Origin of the sequence: Geobacillus thermopakistaniensis (assembly GCF_000498995.1) — a bacterium.
Classification (GTDB): domain Bacteria; phylum Bacillota; class Bacilli; order Bacillales; family Anoxybacillaceae; genus Geobacillus; species Geobacillus thermoleovorans.
Genome location: NZ_AYSF01000056.1, coordinates 56,604 through 74,235 on the forward strand (window position 1 = coordinate 56,604; position 17,632 = coordinate 74,235).

At 49.2% G+C, this 17,632-nt stretch carries 16 protein-coding genes and 5 pseudogenes; 1 reads left to right on the plus strand and 20 read right to left on the minus strand.

Going from position 1 to position 17,632, the window contains the following annotated elements; translation table 11 throughout:
- Positions 1-16 precede the first annotated feature (16 nt).
- The 20 genes and pseudogenes from T260_RS127640 to T260_RS01000000138030 form a co-directional block, all read right to left on the minus strand.
- On the minus strand, positions 17-1,504 hold the full coding sequence (locus T260_RS127640; RefSeq protein ID WP_023634118.1) for a class I adenylate-forming enzyme family protein: 1,488 nt from the start codon (positions 1,502-1,504) through the stop codon (positions 17-19).
- Positions 1,501-1,740 carry a phosphopantetheine-binding protein gene (locus tag T260_RS127635; protein ID WP_023634119.1) on the minus strand — a complete coding sequence of 80 codons (240 nt, stop codon included), beginning with the start codon at positions 1,738-1,740 and terminating at the stop codon, positions 1,501-1,503. Before T260_RS127635 ends, T260_RS127640 begins: the two co-directional genes overlap by 4 nt.
- A gap of 12 nt (positions 1,741-1,752) precedes the next feature.
- A complete protein-coding gene (locus T260_RS127630; RefSeq protein WP_011230969.1) occupies positions 1,753-2,778 on the minus strand; it encodes an alpha/beta hydrolase in 1,026 nt (341 codons plus the stop codon).
- Complete coding sequence (locus T260_RS127625) at positions 2,720-3,721, minus strand: ATP-binding protein (RefSeq protein ID WP_011230968.1); 1,002 nt, start codon at positions 3,719-3,721, stop codon at positions 2,720-2,722. The genes T260_RS127630 and T260_RS127625 overlap by 59 nt, the downstream gene beginning before the upstream one ends.
- Before the next feature lie 13 nt (positions 3,722-3,734).
- Positions 3,735-4,454 carry an SDR family oxidoreductase gene (locus T260_RS127620; RefSeq protein ID WP_011230967.1) on the minus strand — a complete coding sequence of 240 codons (720 nt, stop codon included), beginning with the start codon at positions 4,452-4,454 and terminating at the stop codon, positions 3,735-3,737.
- A 4-nt stretch (positions 4,455-4,458) separates the two neighbouring features.
- Entirely contained in the window at positions 4,459-5,280 is an 822-nt protein-coding gene (locus tag T260_RS127615; protein WP_023634121.1) for a 6-carboxytetrahydropterin synthase, read from the minus strand.
- Between the two features lie 32 nt (positions 5,281-5,312).
- Positions 5,313-6,029 (minus strand): EAL domain-containing protein, encoded by a 717-nt coding sequence (locus T260_RS127610; protein ID WP_011230965.1) that lies wholly within the window; start codon positions 6,027-6,029, stop codon positions 5,313-5,315.
- A gap of 251 nt (positions 6,030-6,280) precedes the next feature.
- Positions 6,281-8,215: a PAS domain-containing hybrid sensor histidine kinase/response regulator gene (locus T260_RS1000000138905; RefSeq protein ID WP_081712614.1), complete on the minus strand. Its 1,935-nt coding sequence runs from the start codon at positions 8,213-8,215 to the stop codon at positions 6,281-6,283.
- Positions 8,166-8,549 (minus strand): annotated as a pseudogene (locus T260_RS127605) (hypothetical protein); the annotation flags it as partial. The gene T260_RS1000000138905 and the pseudogene T260_RS127605, both read right to left, overlap by 50 nt.
- Positions 8,550-8,699: 150 nt before the next feature.
- The gene (locus T260_RS127600; RefSeq protein WP_031212871.1) at positions 8,700-9,326 is read right to left on the minus strand and encodes a histidine phosphatase family protein; all 627 of its coding nucleotides are present in this window, start codon (positions 9,324-9,326) and stop codon (positions 8,700-8,702) included.
- Positions 9,327-9,362: 36 nt separating this feature from the next.
- Positions 9,363-9,515: a peptidase U61 gene (locus T260_RS127595; RefSeq protein ID WP_013145567.1), complete on the minus strand. Its 153-nt coding sequence runs from the start codon at positions 9,513-9,515 to the stop codon at positions 9,363-9,365.
- On the minus strand, positions 9,512-9,967 hold the full coding sequence (locus T260_RS127590) for a GNAT family N-acetyltransferase (protein ID WP_011230961.1): 456 nt from the start codon (positions 9,965-9,967) through the stop codon (positions 9,512-9,514). The genes T260_RS127595 and T260_RS127590 overlap by 4 nt, the downstream gene beginning before the upstream one ends.
- A gap of 48 nt (positions 9,968-10,015) precedes the next feature.
- On the minus strand, positions 10,016-10,318 hold the full coding sequence (locus T260_RS127585; protein WP_013145569.1) for a DUF5634 family protein: 303 nt from the start codon (positions 10,316-10,318) through the stop codon (positions 10,016-10,018).
- A 77-nt stretch (positions 10,319-10,395) separates the two neighbouring features.
- Positions 10,396-12,084, minus strand: a pseudogene (locus T260_RS0120450) (putative bifunctional diguanylate cyclase/phosphodiesterase); the annotation flags it as partial.
- A gap of 43 nt (positions 12,085-12,127) precedes the next feature.
- Positions 12,128-12,547 (minus strand): annotated as a pseudogene (locus T260_RS1000000140635) (PAS domain-containing protein); the annotation flags it as partial.
- 134 nt (positions 12,548-12,681) lie between these two features.
- The gene (locus T260_RS127580; RefSeq protein WP_014195638.1) at positions 12,682-13,419 is read right to left on the minus strand and encodes an IucA/IucC family C-terminal-domain containing protein; all 738 of its coding nucleotides are present in this window, start codon (positions 13,417-13,419) and stop codon (positions 12,682-12,684) included.
- Positions 13,419-14,231, minus strand: coding sequence for an ABC transporter ATP-binding protein (locus tag T260_RS127575; protein ID WP_011230957.1), 813 nt, complete (start codon positions 14,229-14,231; stop codon positions 13,419-13,421). Before T260_RS127575 ends, T260_RS127580 begins: the two co-directional genes overlap by 1 nt.
- Before the next feature lie 12 nt (positions 14,232-14,243).
- Positions 14,244-15,296 (minus strand): FecCD family ABC transporter permease, encoded by a 1,053-nt coding sequence (locus T260_RS127570; RefSeq protein ID WP_014195636.1) that lies wholly within the window; start codon positions 15,294-15,296, stop codon positions 14,244-14,246.
- Positions 15,293-16,081, minus strand: a pseudogene (locus T260_RS0120460) (FecCD family ABC transporter permease); the annotation flags it as partial. The gene T260_RS127570 and the pseudogene T260_RS0120460, both read right to left, overlap by 4 nt.
- Before the next feature lie 31 nt (positions 16,082-16,112).
- Positions 16,113-16,439, minus strand: a pseudogene (locus T260_RS01000000138030) (iron chelate uptake ABC transporter family permease subunit); the annotation flags it as partial.
- Between the two features lie 203 nt (positions 16,440-16,642).
- Here T260_RS01000000138030 and T260_RS127565 point away from each other — a divergent pair.
- Positions 16,643-17,614 (plus strand): ABC transporter substrate-binding protein, encoded by a 972-nt coding sequence (locus tag T260_RS127565; RefSeq protein WP_023634124.1) that lies wholly within the window; start codon positions 16,643-16,645, stop codon positions 17,612-17,614.
- The last annotated feature ends 18 nt before the right edge of the window (positions 17,615-17,632 follow it).

Here is a 17,632-nt window from a genome sequence, read left to right on the forward strand (position 1 = left end):
CCAACTCCTTCGCCTGCTATTCACGGGCAGCAATCCGCTTCGTCGCCAACTGCTGCAATTTGACTTTATCGGCCTTCCCTTGGCTGACCGGGATCTCATCGATGGTGAAAATATGATCGGGCACTTTATAAGAAGCGAGCCGCTCGCGGCAAAATGAGTAAAGATTCGTATCGCTTACATGTTCTTTCGGAACAACGAAGGCGACAATTTGCTCTCCAAAAATTGGATGAGGAATCCCCACAACCGCTGCCGCAAAAATGCTCGGATGACTGGCCAACAAACTCTCGATCTCTCCCGGAATCACCTGTTGCCCACCTTTTTTAATCATTTCTTTTTTGCGGCCGACGATTTCAATCGCCCCGCTTTCTGTCATCCGCGCTACATCTCCGGTATAAAACCATCCATCCCGGTAGGCTTCCTGCGTTAAATCCGGGCGCTGATAATATCCTAAAAATCCGTTAGGCGTCTTGACGACCAATTCACCGATCTCCCTTTTGTCCGGAGCATTGACGATGGCCGCCTCAACCCCTGGAACTAATTCCCAATCCATTCCTTGGCGAACATCGTTTTTGCTAAACATCACACCGCCAATCTCCGTCAAGCCATATATGCTTATGATGCGGCAATGGTCAATCGGCCGCACGGCTTCGATAAAATCGGCCGTAATCCTCTCCCCCGCCAACCCGATGAGCTCGAGCGGCTCGAGCACCGGTTTTTTCGCCAACAAGTACAGCGATCGAAATAGTGACGGGCTTGTCACCAACTTATTGACAGGATGGGTGTGCAACAGTCGAATGATATCGGGAAAGTGAAATGATTCAGTAGCAACAAAATGCAGCCGTTTTTTGATCGATACTACCATTAAACATAGCCCGAATAATCCTGAAAACGGAACTATCCCAAGCACTTTGTCCGATGCAGAAAGAGACAGCGCAGCAGATAACGCTGCATCGCCAAATTGGATAAAGTTGAAATCAACCATCACCCCTTTTGGGACCCCAGTGCTCCCTGACGTACACGCAATGATGTCAACAGGCTCGCTTTCAACCGGCTTAGGCATCCCGGCAACGACCGTTGCTTTCCAATGATCCCCTTTTACCGAATCATAAATGATCGTTTCCTCTCCCGTGCCATGAGCCCATTGGGAAACGGCATTGAAAAATTGAAAATTTTGATGTTGCCTGATGGTCAAAATCACATGCGGATTTATGAATTCGAGCAAGCGGGATAAATCTTCGCTTCTTAAAAACGGACTGATCGGCACAGCAACCGCTCCGAGGCGGTTAACGGCCAACAGTAAACTAAGGAAACTGGAAGCATATGGAATCATAAACGCTACTCTTTTTCTTTGGACGGGGCCGAGCTGCGTCAGGAGAGAACAGTATTTGTTTACTTCCTGCCGTATATCGTCTAGCGAATAGCTGCCCGTTTGCGACGTTAAAATCGTCTTATGAACATCTTCGTTTTTCCCTTCCTCAAATATCCATTTGTATAGCTGGCTCATATTATTTCTCCTTTCCCAACTAACGACTTGTACAGTCCACCAACGGTTCGGAAGTCCAAATCGTGAGGAATTTGCCCAATTTCTAACTGAAGCTTTTCAGCCAATACGACAAGCAAATGAACAAGTTGCAACGAATCAACCCCTAAGTCATTTTGAAACGAAGATTCGGCGGTTACTTGCTCCACCGGCACTTTTGCCTCTTCAGCAATCAATTGGCAAAAGTCAGAAAACCCCATCGATATCCCCCGCTATTCTTGAAACCATGATGCGGCATATCCGCGAATATAGTGCAGTTTATAATTGCAACAATGTCCTTCATCGTCGAATTCGAGCAGTTGTTTTCCAACGGGCAACCGATCATATAGGCGATAAATGTGCTCGCTTGGCACCATAGTATCCCGTTTTCCATGCACAAGCAAAACCGGATGGCGAAACGTTGTCCTTTCTAACTGTGGGAGCCAAACCGACCCCTTTTCTTCGCTGACAAACTGTACCCTCTCAACAAAATAGGCAGGCAGCTGAATTTCTTTACTCTCGAACGCTGGAGAAACAGCCGCCACTTTTCTCACTTTCGGATGGCCGCTGCTGTAAATGGCCCAAGAAGCGCCAGAGCTGGTGCCAAATACGCAAATCGGCAGCGAAAAGTGCGAAGATGTCCAGTCGATCAATAAATGAATAAACTGCTCCCAACGCCCGGCGGCGCCTTTTAAGCCGCTATGCACATACGTTTCGCCTTGGCCAGGGCCGTCAAAACTGACAGTCACAAACCCGTTTTGCAAAAAATCGTCCTCATATGTGAAAAGTTCTTCTTTCGTTGAATCAAGCGGATTGATGATAATGACCGCCCCTTTGGCCTTAACGGGCAGCCGAACCCTTCCAAAACACGTCTTACCCTCCACATCGAGTTGGACGTAATGAGTTTCGAGCGGCGACAGCTCATCAGCTATGCGGGCGGCTTGCAAGCTTTTTAACAGCCATTCCTTCTTTTCCTCATTCCGTTCCGGGATGATCCATTGCGCCAAATGGTAATAAAGGCTCGCCTTCCGCCAAGCGGTTTCCGCCTCCGCAGCCGGCAAACTCACCGCTCTTTCAGCCCATGAACGGGCGAGCGCCCCCCATGTTTCCACCCAGCTTTCTTTATCGACCAAAAAAGAGCGGATCGAAGAAATATCGTCCTTCTCCACCCCATGGACAATCCATCGGTCCCAAAAACCATCAATCCACTTGGCGGCGATGATCGTTTTTTGCATCGTCTTTAAGCAATCCGTTGACATTGGCTCCCTCCTCGGCGTAAAAAACTAAAACAAGCACGGAACCTTGCGAGGAAGTAGATAGAAACACTTTTTGGGCTATTCTCATGATTAACGTAAATCCCTGACCAAGCGATTTCTTTGTTGAATATCCGGATAGAAGCACCATTTTCGGAAGTTCCTTCATCGGGAATCCAGGTCCTTGGTCCTTCACAATCAACCGCAACTCCTTGCTTGCCTTGTCCTGGATCAGCGACATTTCTCCCCATTCCGCATGTTTAATGACATTTGTCACTGCTTCGGAGACGGCAAGCAACCAGCTGACAAGGGCCAATGGGCCAACGCCGAGAGCTTCAAACGCCTGCTTGGCCAACTCCCTGCATTTCGGAATGTCTGAGCGGGAGCGGATTCCGGCCCGGCAAATGATCGTTCCTTGTTCAAGCCGCCCCACTTCTTCCTCCTTAACGAGCAGAAATTTCCCTTGAGTGGCGGCGTGCATCACATCGCGGTATATTTCCCACTTTTTCTCATCAATATCACGAACATTGCATTTTGGCTGACAAGAACAGGAATGCGCAGGGCGGCCAAACAGCTCATCCTTGTATATGTCATACGCTTTTAACATGGCATTAGTGAAAATGGCTGTTTCGTTTAACTCCTTTATTTCTTGTTGAATATCCTGTCCATTCTCGCCCCACTCGAGCATCAATTCACTTAAATAAAGGACATAACTTTCCAAGTCTTTCTTGTTATTTTTAAATGTTTTCGTGGCTAGCGATTCATAAAAGAAACGATCCACACCCCGTGCCCTAATCCCAATATATTGGCCTAGTTTTCTAGCAAGAAACGCTCGTTTCGTTCGATGTAACAACTCCGGCAGCGGCAGCTCAGGCATGCAAAACAAGGGAAAAGAGGCCGTTTCTTCATCGGAGCGACGAAAGAAGCTTTTAAACAGTTTCGCCACCATCCCACCTTCTCTCCTATAATATTCCAAGAGGCGGGGTAATGACGATTTCGTCGATCAAGGCATCTTCCGGTTGGGCAAGCATGTAAACAATATGCTTCGCTAATGTTTCAACTGGAATCATTTGCTTGACATCCAGTTGATGGTCGATACGATCCCAAAAACTGCTTCTTACCGCCCCAGGAATGACGGCGGAAACATATACACCTTGGGCTCTTAACTCCGACTGAAGCACCTTCGTTAAACCGAGCACTCCAAACTTCGAGGCGCAGTACCCTCCACATCCTGGAATTGCGGTGACGCCCGCGACGGATACCATATTTAAAATTCTTCCTTTTCTCCGCTCCACCATATGCCGCCCAAAATGTTTGCAGCATAAATACGTTCCTCTTAAATTCACCGATATCATCGTATCAAACTCATCGGTCTGTGAATCGAGCACATTCGCAAACGTTCCGACCCCCGCGCTGTTAATCAAGGCATCGACCGAGCCTAACGTGCTAACCACATCGCATACAAAATCTTTGACTGAACGTTCGTCAGCAACGTCCACTTCCGCCAAGAAAACATTCCCGTAACTGCTGAACTGTTCTGGGCTCATCTGTTTTATCGTCCGGCTGCCTAACGCTAAATTAGATCCAAGTTTTGCTAGTTGTTTCGCCGTTTCATACCCAATGCCGCGACTTGCCCCCGTAATAACAATGTTTTTTCCTTTTAATGCCTTCATATCAAACATGTTTTTACTTCTCCTTATGCGGTCCGAAATATTCAAAATAGTTCTTCTGTGTCTCCCATAGTCCAATTTTATAAAGAGACGAAAGATGCGGGGCAAGAAGCTCCCAAATGACGATCACTATATTCTCTGCCGTCGGGTTGATTTGCTTAAATTCATCTGTATCCAGGTTAAGATGTTTATGATCAAATTTCACTAAAACCTCCCTATTTACAATTTCATCTAATTCCGCTAAGTTTACCACCATCCCAGTAATCGGATCGGGTTTTCCGATTACAGTGACTTCCAGACAATAATTGTGGCCGTGGCCGTAACGATTATTGCACTTGCCAAATAACCTTTGGTTTTCTTCATTAGTCAATTGATCGCTATGCAACCGATGGGCGCTGCTGAAATAGTACCTTCTCGTCAATTGGACCAACTCTTGTTCCTCCTTGACTGCATAAAGCGTCTCATTTTCCTGCAGTTTCACTTTGCAAAGTTGACAGCAGCTAAATTTTCCTTGCAAAACATCCCAAATGTACGTGACCATCATCTCAGTCGTCGGAATATGTATTTGAAAATATGGATGTTCTTGATTGAGAAATTTTCCGTCTAATTCGGCAGAAACTACTTCTTTCATAATGGCATCGACTTGAGTGATATTAACGACAATACCGGTGAGCGGATTGACAAGCCCTTTTACCGTCACGTCAAGCTGATAATCATGGCCATGCCCGTTCAAGTTGCTGCATAGGCCAAAAACAGCTTTATTTTTTTCCACACTCCAATCCTCAATCCAATACCGGTGTGCTGCCGAAAATGCAATTGTACGTGTTAAGTAAAGCAATATTTATACACCTGCCAACATTGATGTTTTGCTTATGTTAACTTACCCGGTTTTCCTAAAAGATACCCTTGCGCTGCCGGCACTCTCAAAAGCTTCGCTTGGGCGAGATCCACTTCTTCCTCAATTCCCTCTAAAACGAGCACCATTTTGCGGCCGCAGTAGCTTGCCAACAAACTGACCATTTTTTGTTTTTCTTCATTGGCTGCCAGCCCTTGAGCAAAGTACCGATCCAACTTCACATAATCAGGCTGCAATTCAATAATTTTTTGCAAGGTCGATGCCCCTTTGCCAACATCGTCAATAGCAATGTAAAAACCATACCCTCTCATCAACTCTATAGCTGCTTTTAACTCTCCATCCTTCCATATACCCTCTTCTTCTTTTGTCTCGTTCAATTCGAACACAATTCGGTTTTCAATATACGGAAAGCGTTCAACTACTCTTTCCAAAAACGGTTTAAATTCATGATGCAAAATAGTAGAGGGATATACATTCAAAAAAAGCAGCCTTCCCTTATTCTCTAAAAAAGGAAACTGAAAGATGGAACTTTCCAGCAGTGCGAGATCGAGTTCGTATAAACATCCTTCCTCCCGAGCCTTTTGAAAAAGATGCTCAACGTTATTGATCCCGTTTACCCGCAACAGCGATTCATATCCAAAGATGCTCCAGTTAAACAAGTCCCACAGCGGCTGGTAAACATGTTCAAACTGTCGTTTGTCGATCATTTCTCTGATAGAGACCGGGATCACGCTTTCACTATCCTTCCATAGTCATTTAATCCTATACACACCATCGATGAATGGGACAATTCACCTAATACACCTTTTGTTTTAACCTTAACCTTTTTTCATGTACCTGTCTAACTCCATTCTCGCACATGAAGCATCTATACAGACTTTAGAAGCACACAAAAGGACATATAAAACCTTTTTTTCGACTTTTTACGACATGTTCAACTCTCGTTTTCGTTATTTTTTGTCATAAAATGCAAAAACGCCCCTTACTTATGAGGGCGCTTTTCCTCCCATATGTGTATTAGTTTTTCAAGAAACACGTTTACCTCCAACGGTTTTGTCATGTAATCCGTAAATCCTGCTTTTAAAGCCCTTTCAATCTCTTTTGGTACCGCATTGGCACTGAGCGCAATCATCGGAATATGCTTTGTTCGTTCATCGCTTTGCAACATTTCCAACACCGTATATCCGCTTATATCTGGGAGATGAATATCGATGAGAATCAAATCAAACCAGCCACTGATAGCCTTTTGCAAGCCTTCGCCGCCATTGCAGGCAAACGTTAACAAAAGATTGGGAAACGGCTTCAAGATATGCTCCAACAGTTTCAAGTTGGATATATGATCTTCGATGTATAAAATTTTTTTGTTTCCAAGCTTCAATAGCCTCTCCTGATTCACCGGTTTGTTTCGTGATGAATGCGGCCAGCTGTGAAAATAACTGACAGCCGGAAGACTGAACGAAAAGTCGCTTCCCACGCCCAACTTGCTTTTCACCTCAATCGTGCCGCCCAAAAGACGGATAATCTGCTTGACAAAAGCGAGCCCAATGCCATTGCCGTCGACATGAGTGCCTTTTATGCGATAAAATGGTTCAAAGATATTTTCTTGTTCTTCATCCGGGATGCCTATCCCATTATCTTTTACATGTATAACCACTTTTTCCTGATCATATTTCCCTTCAATGAGGACGGTACCGCCATCACGATTGTATTTAATGGCATTGTCAAGCAAGTTTAATAACACTTGTCTCACTCTCGTCGCATCTGTGTATAAATACACTTGTTCACTGAAGCTCGATCGAGCTTGAATGTCGATGTTTTTCTTATTGGCTAACGGTTCGACTAATTTAATGCTTTCTTTAATAATGTCGTCTGGATGGACTACATCATAAGTTAAGGGCAGCCTTCCTGTTTCGATCCTTGCCAAGTCTAACATTTCGTTGATTAAATTTAATAAATGGCGGGCACCTCCCAATATTTCTTGCACAAACTCCCGCTGCCGGCCCTTTAAGGAAGGATCCATCTCCAACAATTGGGCGAACCCTAGCACTCCGTTCAATGGCGTTCGAATTTCGTGGCTCATGCGTGAAATTAAATTAGATTTCGCCTGGTTGGCCTTCTCCGCCTCCTCTTTTGCCCGCAGCATCTCTTGTTCCATCATTTTTCTTTCTGTAATATCGATCGCCGAACCAACCACTTCAATCACTTTGCCATCTTTTTTTATGGGACGTAAACTGACTAAATAATCAATCCCGTTTATATTCCCCTCATAGTACAATGTTTCCCCGGTTTCCCATGTATACCGATAATATTGTTCTTTTTGATCGGCAATAGGCTCCGGTAAAAAATCATGTAATCTCTTACCTAGCACTTGTTTAGGATCTATGCCGAAATTATTGAGTAATTCCCCGCCGCATAACGTATGAATAAAACTTTCCCCTCTTTTCACAAATTTAAAAATCATGCCTTGCTGCTGGCACATGGCATTCCATAAATCTCGTTGCACTTTTTTGATGCGCTCCTGATATTTTATTAGTTCTGTAATATCTTTTCCCACCACAAACAACCCTATGACATCTTTCTTTTCCACTATCGGAATAAAAGTAAACTCCATGATGACTCTTTCTTCCCGAGACGTTTTCACTGAAGCCTTAAAGAAACATGATTGACCTTTTTCTACTTTTCTTAAGCATTCATCAATTTTTTCATCATCATGCTCATAAAATAGGTCGTATAAACTGGTCAACGGTGCATCTTGATGAACCTGCAGGATCTCTATCGCCTTTGGATTGATGCTTACAATTTCCCCCTTAAGGTCAGCAGACAACACAAGATGCGGATTGTAATCGACTAAACATTTGTAATGAGCTTCAGTAAAGTTTTTTTTTTCGCAAAACTTCACGCCGTTCGAGATAAGCAATTACATTAGTCATGATCAATATAGCCATTGTAATAAAAGCGAGGATGTAAGCCAAACTATTAACCGAAATCAAGGATGCCGATTCCGCTCGCATTATTTCTTGGCCATAAGGCAGTTGGAACAATGTTCCTTTCATCGATATATAATGCATTGCTGCGATTCCTCCTCCCAGGACAACGGAACGAACCGCCTTTTTTAAAAACTGATCGTTCTTTACACGGCAGGCAACAAACAGGATAAACAATGTCAAAAACGAAGCGAAAAATGAAATAGCGATCGACAGACAAACAAAAAACGGATGATGATGCATAGACATCTCCGTTTTCATAGCCGCAACCCCTACGTAACAATGGAGTCAGCCATCCAACATTGTTGCGATGGATCGTTATGACCTATATTTAAGAAGCTGTTGTTTCACAAAAAAAAAAAAAAGACGGGCAACGGTCAAGCGTCCGTCCTTCCTGTCTTAATCAATTATTCAGCGCTATACTTCCCTTACTTCCTCAATATGTGACACATCTCCTTCAACGGCCACGTGAAACGTCCCACCGTCAACTTCAATGATCGTCACACTCGTGCCGTACATATACGGCGGCGACCACAGGTGGTCAAGCGGCGTGTCTTTGAACGCCGCCATGAGCGTTTTCAGCACGACGCCGTGAGTGACGATTAACACCGTTTCTCCCTCGTGCCGATCAACGATGCTCTGCACCGCTTCAAGCGCCCGCTGCTGCACGTCACAAAACCGCTCGCCTCGCTGTGGAGCGTACAGATGGGGCGCGTTCCAAAAATGGTCGAACGCGATCGGATCCATTTGCCGAATCTCGTCATGCGTCTTTCCTTCCCAATCGCCAAGATGAATCTCGCGCAGCCGCTCGTCTTGATAGATCGGAATGAGCCGCCCGCCGCGGACAATCTCCGCCGTCTCAAGCGCCCGGCCGCTTGTGCTTGTGTAAATCGCGGCCAATTCCACCGCTTCAAGCCGCTTTCCAAGCCGCATGGCGTCTTGCCGCCCTTTTTCCGTGAGCGGCGAGTCTTGCCAGCCTTGCATCCGCCTTTCGACGTTCCACTTCGTTTCCCCATGTCTGGTCAAATACAAGGTTGTCGCCATGTCTTCCCTCATGTCTCCTCTCTATTAATCTACCTCTCATTCAACCGCCCGCTCAGGCAAGCGAAACGCAACAGATCCGCTTTTGTCCGTTTTCATCTCTGCTTGAATGCCTTTTGGCAACACTGCCATTGGATCTGTATGGCCAAAATCGGCATCATACACAACCGGAAACTCGTACCCGCGTGTCATCCGCTTCGTTTCACGAGTTTCGTTAACTCGATTCTTTCCGGCGTTTCGATGCGCTCGATGGCACGAAACCCATGGCGTTCGTAAAAGCGAATGGCCGGCGCGTTGCCGCTTCCGGTCGTCACGACGATCTCGCTTATCGACGGCTCTTGCTTGATGACAAAGTCGAGCAACGCGCTGGCGATCCCTTGGCGGAAACAATCCGGATCGACCATCAGCCGGCAAAGGCGAAGCGTCTTCCCATTCCGCTTGCAAGCGATCGCCCCAACGAGTCGTTCCCCTTGAAAATAGCCGAAAAAGCGCTCGCCGCATCGTTGCAGAGAAGCGATCGTATCGTGAAGCGGCGGGAGCGCCGTGCTGCCGATGATCTGCGCCTCGATCGTATACGCGCGCCGCTGTAGGTGCAGCACCTTAACGGCCGTTTCGTCGTCTGCTATGTGAAGTTCCGCAATCATGCTCCTCTCCCTTTCGATGGCGAAAAAGCGGCCGAGCCCGGCCGCTTATCATGAATGAATCACTTCCTCCATCGCCTCTTGCAGCGAATGAAAGCCTTTTTTCTCCCGACCGTCTTTTCGAACGGTCCATTCCTGCTTCTCAAGCGCCAGTTCACCGCGTTCGTTTTTTACAAACGGCATGTGAATGGTGATCATCTCATCGTCTTTGTTGATCGTATAGCCGACATAATAGCGATTGCCTTCACCATGCTCTTCAAAAATGCCGACTTGGTCGAGTCCATAGGCTTCCATCATCGGCTCGAGCGTGTCGATGAACTCCTCGATCACAACGCTTCTTGGCGCAAATTCCATGGTTTTTCCTCCTCTTGCCTAGTCATCAAGTGTAGTTTGCGGCAAGCCGAGGAAACTCATGAGTGGAAATGACCGACTTATGACGAAGGCCCATTGCAAGCCGTGCGGTTGTACTCCTCAAGCCATTGCTGCAACTTTTCCGCTTCGAGCGAGCGGCTGAAGTAAAACCCTTGTGCATAGTCGCAATGCATTTGCGAAAGAAGCGCCACTTGCGATTCACTCTCCACCCCTTCGGCCAATACTTCAATATCCAGGCTTTTTGCTAAATGAATGATCGTATCAACAATCGTTGCATCTTTCGAGTTTTCCGCAATGCCTTCAATGAAACTGCGGTCGATTTTCAACAGCGACACTGGCAAATTGCGGATGTAAGCCAATGATGAAAAACCGGTTCCAAAGTCATCGATCGCCGCCTGCACACCGAGACGTTGCAATTCGGTTAAAATGTGCTGCCCTGTTTCGATGTTTTCCATCAGTCCGCTTTCGGTCACTTCCAAAATGAGCCGATCGGGCGAAAGCCCCGTCTCCCGCAAAATGCGCTTCACATGCTCGATGAGCTCCGGACGATTGAGCAAAAACGGCGACAAGTTGACTGCGAGCTTGAGGCCCGGAAATTTTCTTTCCCACTCTTTCACTTGACGGGACGCCTGTTCCAACACCCATAATGTAATTTCAAAAATAAACCCGCTTTCCTCCGCCAACGGAATGAAATCGAGCGGCGGAATTTCACCGAGCGACGGATGACGCCAGCGCAAAAGCGCCTCAACCCCCATCGCCTTTCCTTTAGCAAGTTGCACTTTCGGCTGATAGCATAAATACAACTGCCCGCGCATAATGGCAAACGGCAAATCTTGCTCGATCACCGCATGCCGATGCTCGGTCGGCCGGTAAAAGGCATAGCCGTTCCGCCCCCGCTCTTTCACTTCGTACAACGCTTGATCGGCATATTTCATCACTTGCTCGATCCGATCGCTGTCTTTCGGGAAAAAAGCGATGCCGATCGACAATGTTGATTGAATCAGCTGTTTTTCGTAATAAAACGGCTCGTGAAACGAACTGACAAGCTGTTCCGCCAAGGCGGTCATCTCTGTTTTCGTTATGTTCGGCAGCAAGAGAACAAACTCATCACCGCCGATGCGGGCAAAAAAGTCGCCGGGACGCAACGCCCGCTCGACGCGCTTGACCGCCTCGCGCAAAAAGTAATCGCCGGCTTGATGGGAAAAATGATCGTTGATCCATTTGAATTTGTCAAAATCCAAATAACAAAGAGCAAACGGCGTCTGACTCGCGATCAGCTCATGAATATGCCACTCGAAATAGCTGCGGTTGGCGATGCCCGTGAGCGAATCGAAATAGGCAAGTTGGCGCAGCTTTTCTTCGTACCGCTTCCGCTCGCTGATGTTTTTCACGGTCACAATGACGCAATCGAGCGTCCCCGCTTCATCGATGATCGCCTTCCCTTGCGCCTCCATCCAAACCCATTCGCCTTTCTCGCCTTGCTTGCGAAATTCGGCGGATTGCGTCTCGTATGTATCGTACAGCTCAGCCAATTTTTGTGCCACGACCGGGGCGTCATCAGGGTGGACAAATGTCAGCACCTCTTCGTATGACACTGGAAGGCGCTTGTTTGTTTTTCGCTTCCATGACGGCGGAATGTATGACAACTCACGATTGGGAGAAAAAATCAACACGTAATCGTTCGAATGCTCAACAATCAGCTGCAGACGCCGTTCCGCTTCGGCAAGCCGCGCTTGCAGGCCGCTCTCCNGCCATGCCGATAAAATGCCGCCGAAAATTGTTTGTTTTTCGCTTCCATGACGGCGGAATGTATGACAACTCACGATTGGGAGAAAAAATCAACACGTAATCGTTCGAATGCTCAACAATCAGCTGCAGACGCCGTTCCGCTTCGGCAAGCCGCGCTTGCAGGCCGCTCTCCTCCGCTTGGCGGCGAAGAACGCATAAGACGGCGGCCGTCTGTCCGTTTTCACCGATGATCGGCGACACGCCTGCAACCAATAAGCCGTCAAGCAACTCCCAGCGAAAGGCAGCCGGGCGCTGTTTCACCCGTTCAACCAACGCCCGTCCTTCGACGGACAGCGTCCTCTGTTCTTCTTCACTCAGCGCCAAGCCGGCAAAAGCCGGATTGTTGTAAATGATCACGCCTTGCAAATTCAAGATGACCACTGCTTCTGTGAAGTGATGGAAAAAGGCCGTATATTTGTCCATGCAATTGCTACCTCGCCGTTTCACCAAAATAAGCGATGTCCACACTTCCATTTTCACGAAAATCACGGCAAAAATCAACAAATTTCGCAAACATTTTGTCAAAAATATGGAACTGCCCACCGGCGGCCTTCCGGTCACCCGGTTTGCCGCTGGCGGGCGCGAGTGGGACACGTTTGGCAGCACGTCCCTCCTTTTGTGTGCACGTACAGGCAGCACGTCGTCCGCTGCATGCCGCTTGCTCCTTTAAAAAAGCGGCGAAGTGGGTTGTCTTTTTGTCCAAACAGGCGGCCGTCGGCTTCATGAATAAGGAAGCGGAAATCATCGCGCAGCCGGTCGGCGACCGGGGCAAGCGACTCATCCTCAAGCCAACGTTCATATACCCAATACACGTAAATCGCGACATTTTCCCATAAGACGAGCGGCGATATGCGCGTCAGACGCCGCAACCGAGCGATGAGCGGAGCGAACAAGCCGGCGAACACGTCGCGAACGACTTGCTCGCGCCAGCGGCTGCGCTCAATGCCGCACGCCTCCGCTTCCGGCGGCTCAAAGCGAAACCGCGGCATCCACATCTCCCCTTCGCCGTCCGTGTCAAGCCAAATTCGTCCAGGATCGAGCACAAGCCGCTTGTTCCATACCGACATGGCGTATAGCGCCATCGGTGCCAAAAAGCTTAATCGTTTGACGAGCATCGACGCCGCAACGGCGTCATTTGCCGCTCCCATCTCGGTGCGGACGTGCGCGACATACTTCGCGAGCTGCCCGTCGTCATGAAGCAGCCAAGCAAACAACATCGACGACGAGACATCAGCCGCCCCGCTTGAAAAACGGTACGTTTCCAACGTTTTCATTTCGTCTTCACGCAGTCTCATCACGATACGCCTTCTTTCTGTAAAATTCGCCGTCCTTTCCCATACGGAATGCAAAGCGGGGTGCCAAAGATCGGATCGTACGTGATTTGGCAATCCATTTGGAACACATCTTTCACGAGCTGGCGGGAAATGACGTCTTCCGGCTTTCCTTCGGCATACACCGTTTTATCGCGAATGGCGACGAGATGATGGGCGTAACGGCACGCTAAATTCAAATCGTGAAGCACCATGACGATCGTCCGCCGTTCTTTTTCATTCAGCTCAAACAATAAATCTAAAATGTCAATTTGATGCGCGAGATCCAAATACGTCGTCGGCTCGTCAAGCAAAATGATGTCTGTTTCTTGCGCTAATGTCATGGCGATCCATGCGCGTTGGCGCTGTCCGCCGGAAAGCGAATCGACCGGCCGCTCGGCGAATTCGGCGAGTCCAGTTGCCTCTAGGGCCCGCACAACCGCCCGCTCATCTTCGTCACTCCATTGCTTGAACCACGTTTGATACGGGTAGCGCCCTTGCTTCACAAGTTGCAACACGGTCAGTCCTTCCGGAGCCATAGGCGACTGCGGCAAAATGGCGAGCCGGCGGGCGATTTCTTTTGTCGGCTGTTTGGCGATTTCTTTTCCATCCAGCAGCACAGCGCCGCTTGTTGGTTTTAGCAGCCGGGCCAAGGCGCGCAGCAACGTCGACTTGCCGCAGCCGTTCGCGCCGATGAACACCGTGATTTTTCCTTTTGGAATCGTCAAGTCTAAACGGTCAATAACGATCGCCTCGCCATAGGATAGCGTCAACTCTTTCGCCTGCAACCCATGCATGCGCATCCCTCCTTATAATTTCCGACTTCGGTACAATAAATAAATGAAATACGGTGCTCCAATCGCCGCGGTAAACACTCCAGCCGGAATTTCCGTCGGCGCCAAAAGCAGCCGCCCAGCCAAATCCGCCCCCATGACGAACACACCGCCTAACAGCGCAGCGGTCGGAAGAAGAGCGCCAAACGCCGAACCGACAAGGCGGCGCGCCATATGCGGCGCCATCAGCCCGACAAAGCCGATGCCGCCGGCGAAAGCGACCGCGCCGCCGGTGAGCGCGGTGCTAAGCAAAACAAGTCCTAGCCGTTGCCGTTCGACCGCGCCGCCAAGCCCAATCGCCAGCTCATCGCCCAGCTCCTGCACATTGACATGCCGCGCGGCCAATATCGCCACAAGGAGCAGTCCGATGACCCATGGCGCCATGAGCGAAACGTGCTGCCAAGAAGCTCCATACACACTGCCCGTAATCCACACGTTTGCCTGGCTCGCCCGATAGATGGGTCCTGTGATCATCAACAGTGTCGTCAACGCCTGCATGAGCGCAGAAACGCCGATGCCGACAAGCACGAGCCGAAGCGGGGCGAGGCCGTTTTTCCACGCCAGCATATACACGAGCCAAGCAGCGGCCGCTGCGCCGAGAAAGGCGGCAAGCGGCAGCCAGTGGATGCTGACGGTCAAAGAGTTGTTTTCATCGCTAAACAGCGCCAAAAAGCCAACGACCGCGGCCGCCGCTCCGCCGGTGATGCCGAGCACATCCGGCGAAGCGAGCGGATTGCGCACCATTCCTTGCAAAATGGCACCCGCGGCAGCCAGCGCCATTCCGGCCAACCAAGCGACAAGCACACGCGGCAGGCGGAACGTCACAATCACCGTCTGATGAATTTCCTCTCCGTATCCGAACAGCGCGGCAGCGGCCTCAAGCGGGGACATGCGCATTTCGCCGCTGCCAATGCTGATCAGGAAAAGTAAGACGGCCGCTGCTATGAGCGCGGCGAGCACCGCAACAGCTTTTTTGTCATAGAAAAACGAGATGTGTTTTCCCATTCGGACCGTGATGTATTTTTTCATTTTGCGGCGATCCCCCTGCGGGCAATGTAGATGAAAAATGGAACGCCGAGCAAGGCGGTGACGATGCCGACCGGCACTTCGCGCGGCATCAGAACGTAGCGCGCCCCAATATCGGCCATAAGAAGCAAAATCCCGCCAAGCAAGGCGCAATACGGAAGCAGCCAGCGGTGGTCGACGCCGGCCAGCGCCCGCGCCATATGCGGCACCATGATGCCGATAAAGCCGATCGGACCGGCAACAGCGACCGAACCGCCGGCGAGCAGGACAACTAAGAGAGCGGCGGCCGCTTTAATGAAGGTTGTCCGCTGCCCGAGCCCTTTCGCTACATCGTCTCCCATCATTAAGATGTTGACATGGCGCGCCAGCAGCATGGACCCAAGCCAGGCGGCGGCCAAATACGGAAAGACGGCTGCCAACAGCTCGAGCTTCCGGCCGGCGACCGACCCGGCCAGCCAAAAGAGCACTTCTTCAAGCGCTTTTTCATTCATCGCCAGCATCCCTTGCGTCAGCGAGGCAAATAAAGCCGCGACCGCCGTGCCGGCAAGCGTCATTTTGAGCGGCGTCAGCCCGTCTTTCCCTGCGGCGCTGATCACAAACACGATCGCCGCCGCGGCCGCCGCCCCAATAAACGCGATCCATGACAACATTTGCAATGAAGAAATGGAAAAAAAGGTGACCATCACAACAATGAAAAAACCGGCCCCGGCGTTAATGCCAAAAATGCCTGGCGAAGCGAGCGGGTTTCGCGTCAGCGCTTGCATGAGCGCTCCGGCCATCGCCAAGCTGAAAACAACGCCGAAAANAAATGGAAAAAAAGGTGACCATCACAACAATGAAAAAACCGGCCCCGGCGTTAATGCCAAAAATGCCTGGCGAAGCGAGCGGGTTTCGCGTCAGCGCTTGCATGAGCGCTCCGGCCATCGCCAAGCTGGCGCCAACGGCAGCCGCAATCAACGCTCGCGGCAGCCGAACCGTCGCCACGACTAAATGGGCGTTCGATCCGTTATTGTCGATAAGAGCCGCCACCGCCTGCCGCCAACTCGTGTCGGTATATCCACAAACGATGCTCATCCACATGGCGGCAAGCAGCACTATCAGCAAACCGATGAGGCCAATCATTTTTTGACGGTTTGTTGCGAACATTCCCCCGCGATCTCCCTTGCTTCATTCATTCTATATCTATACGTTAAGTCTATTTGATAATGACTCTCATCGTCAATATTTTTCACCATCTTTTTTATGATATTCTCATGATTTTTTCATTTTTTATTGACAATGATTATCGCTGTTATTTATGATATTAGCGTAAATGAAACTCATTATCAACAATAAAGGGGGATTTCACTGTGAAACGGAAACATCTCACTCTTCTGTCCGCCTTCATCCTTTCTCTCCTTCTTCTTGCCGGCTGCGGCGGAAAACAGGAAGAAACGGCCGAGCCGGCGGAAAACAAGGAACCGAAATCTGAAGGAAGCTATACGGTCGAACACGCCATGGAAACAACAGAAATCAAAGGGACGCCAAAACGGGTCGTCATTTTAACGAACGAAGGAACGGAAGCGCTGCTCGCGCTAGGCGTGAAGCCGGTCGGCGCGGTCAAATCGTGGACGGGCGATCCGTGGTACGACCACATTAAAGACCAAATGGATGGCGTCAAAGAGCTCGGTCTCGAATCGGAGCCAAACGTGGAAGCGATCGCCGCGTTAAAACCAGACTTAATCATCGGAAACAAAATGCGCCATGAAAAAATTTACGAGCAACTGAAACAAATCGCTCCGACTGTGTTTGCGGAAACGCTGCGCGGCAACTGGAAAGACAACTTCATGCTCTATGCGAAAGCCGTGAACAAAGAAGAGAAAGGAAAGCAAGTCATCGCTGAATACGACAAGCGCATCGAAGACTTAAAAGCAAAACTCGGTGACAAGCTGAAGATGAAAGTATCGATCATCCGCTTTATGGCCGGCGACGTGCGCATTTACCATAAAGACTCGTTCTCCGGCGTCATTTTAGACCAACTCGGCTTCGCCCGCCCGGAATCGCAAAACGTAAACGACTTTGCGGAAACCGGCGTGACGAAAGAACGCATCCCAGCCATGGATGGCGATATCTTGTTCTACTTTACATATGAAACCGGCGACGGCAAAGCAAGCGAAATCGAAAAAGAATGGATCAACGACCCGCTCTTCCAAAACTTAAATGTCGCGAAACAAGGCAAAGTGTACAAAGTGAGCGACACGATTTGGAACACGGCTGGCGGTGTGCTCGCTGCCCATCTGATGCTCGACGATATTGAGAAATATTTCTTGCAGGAACAATAATGGCAAACTAAATGAAGC

Coding starts and splice junctions, on each gene's coding strand:
- T260_RS127640 (WP_023634118.1), bottom strand. CDS start 1,504: ATGAGCCAGCTATACAAATGGATATTTGAGGAAGGGAAAAACGAAGAT.
- T260_RS127635 (WP_023634119.1), bottom strand. CDS start 1,740: ATGGGGTTTTCTGACTTTTGCCAATTGATTGCTGAAGAGGCAAAAGTG.
- T260_RS127630 (WP_011230969.1), bottom strand. CDS start 2,778: ATGTCAACGGATTGCTTAAAGACGATGCAAAAAACGATCATCGCCGCC.
- T260_RS127625 (WP_011230968.1), bottom strand. CDS start 3,721: ATGGTGGCGAAACTGTTTAAAAGCTTCTTTCGTCGCTCCGATGAAGAA.
- T260_RS127620 (WP_011230967.1), bottom strand. CDS start 4,454: ATGTTTGATATGAAGGCATTAAAAGGAAAAAACATTGTTATTACGGGG.
- T260_RS127600 (WP_031212871.1), bottom strand. CDS start 9,326: ATGGCGACAACCTTGTATTTGACCAGACATGGGGAAACGAAGTGGAAC.
- T260_RS127595 (WP_013145567.1), bottom strand. CDS start 9,515: ATGACACGCGGGTACGAGTTTCCGGTTGTGTATGATGCCGATTTTGGC.
- T260_RS127590 (WP_011230961.1), bottom strand. CDS start 9,967: ATGATTGCGGAACTTCACATAGCAGACGACGAAACGGCCGTTAAGGTG.
- T260_RS127585 (WP_013145569.1), bottom strand. CDS start 10,318: ATGGAATTTGCGCCAAGAAGCGTTGTGATCGAGGAGTTCATCGACACG.
- T260_RS127580 (WP_014195638.1), bottom strand. CDS start 13,419: ATGAGACTGCGTGAAGACGAAATGAAAACGTTGGAAACGTACCGTTTT.
- T260_RS127575 (WP_011230957.1), bottom strand. CDS start 14,231: ATGCATGGGTTGCAGGCGAAAGAGTTGACGCTATCCTATGGCGAGGCG.
- T260_RS127570 (WP_014195636.1), bottom strand. CDS start 15,296: ATGAAAAAATACATCACGGTCCGAATGGGAAAACACATCTCGTTTTTC.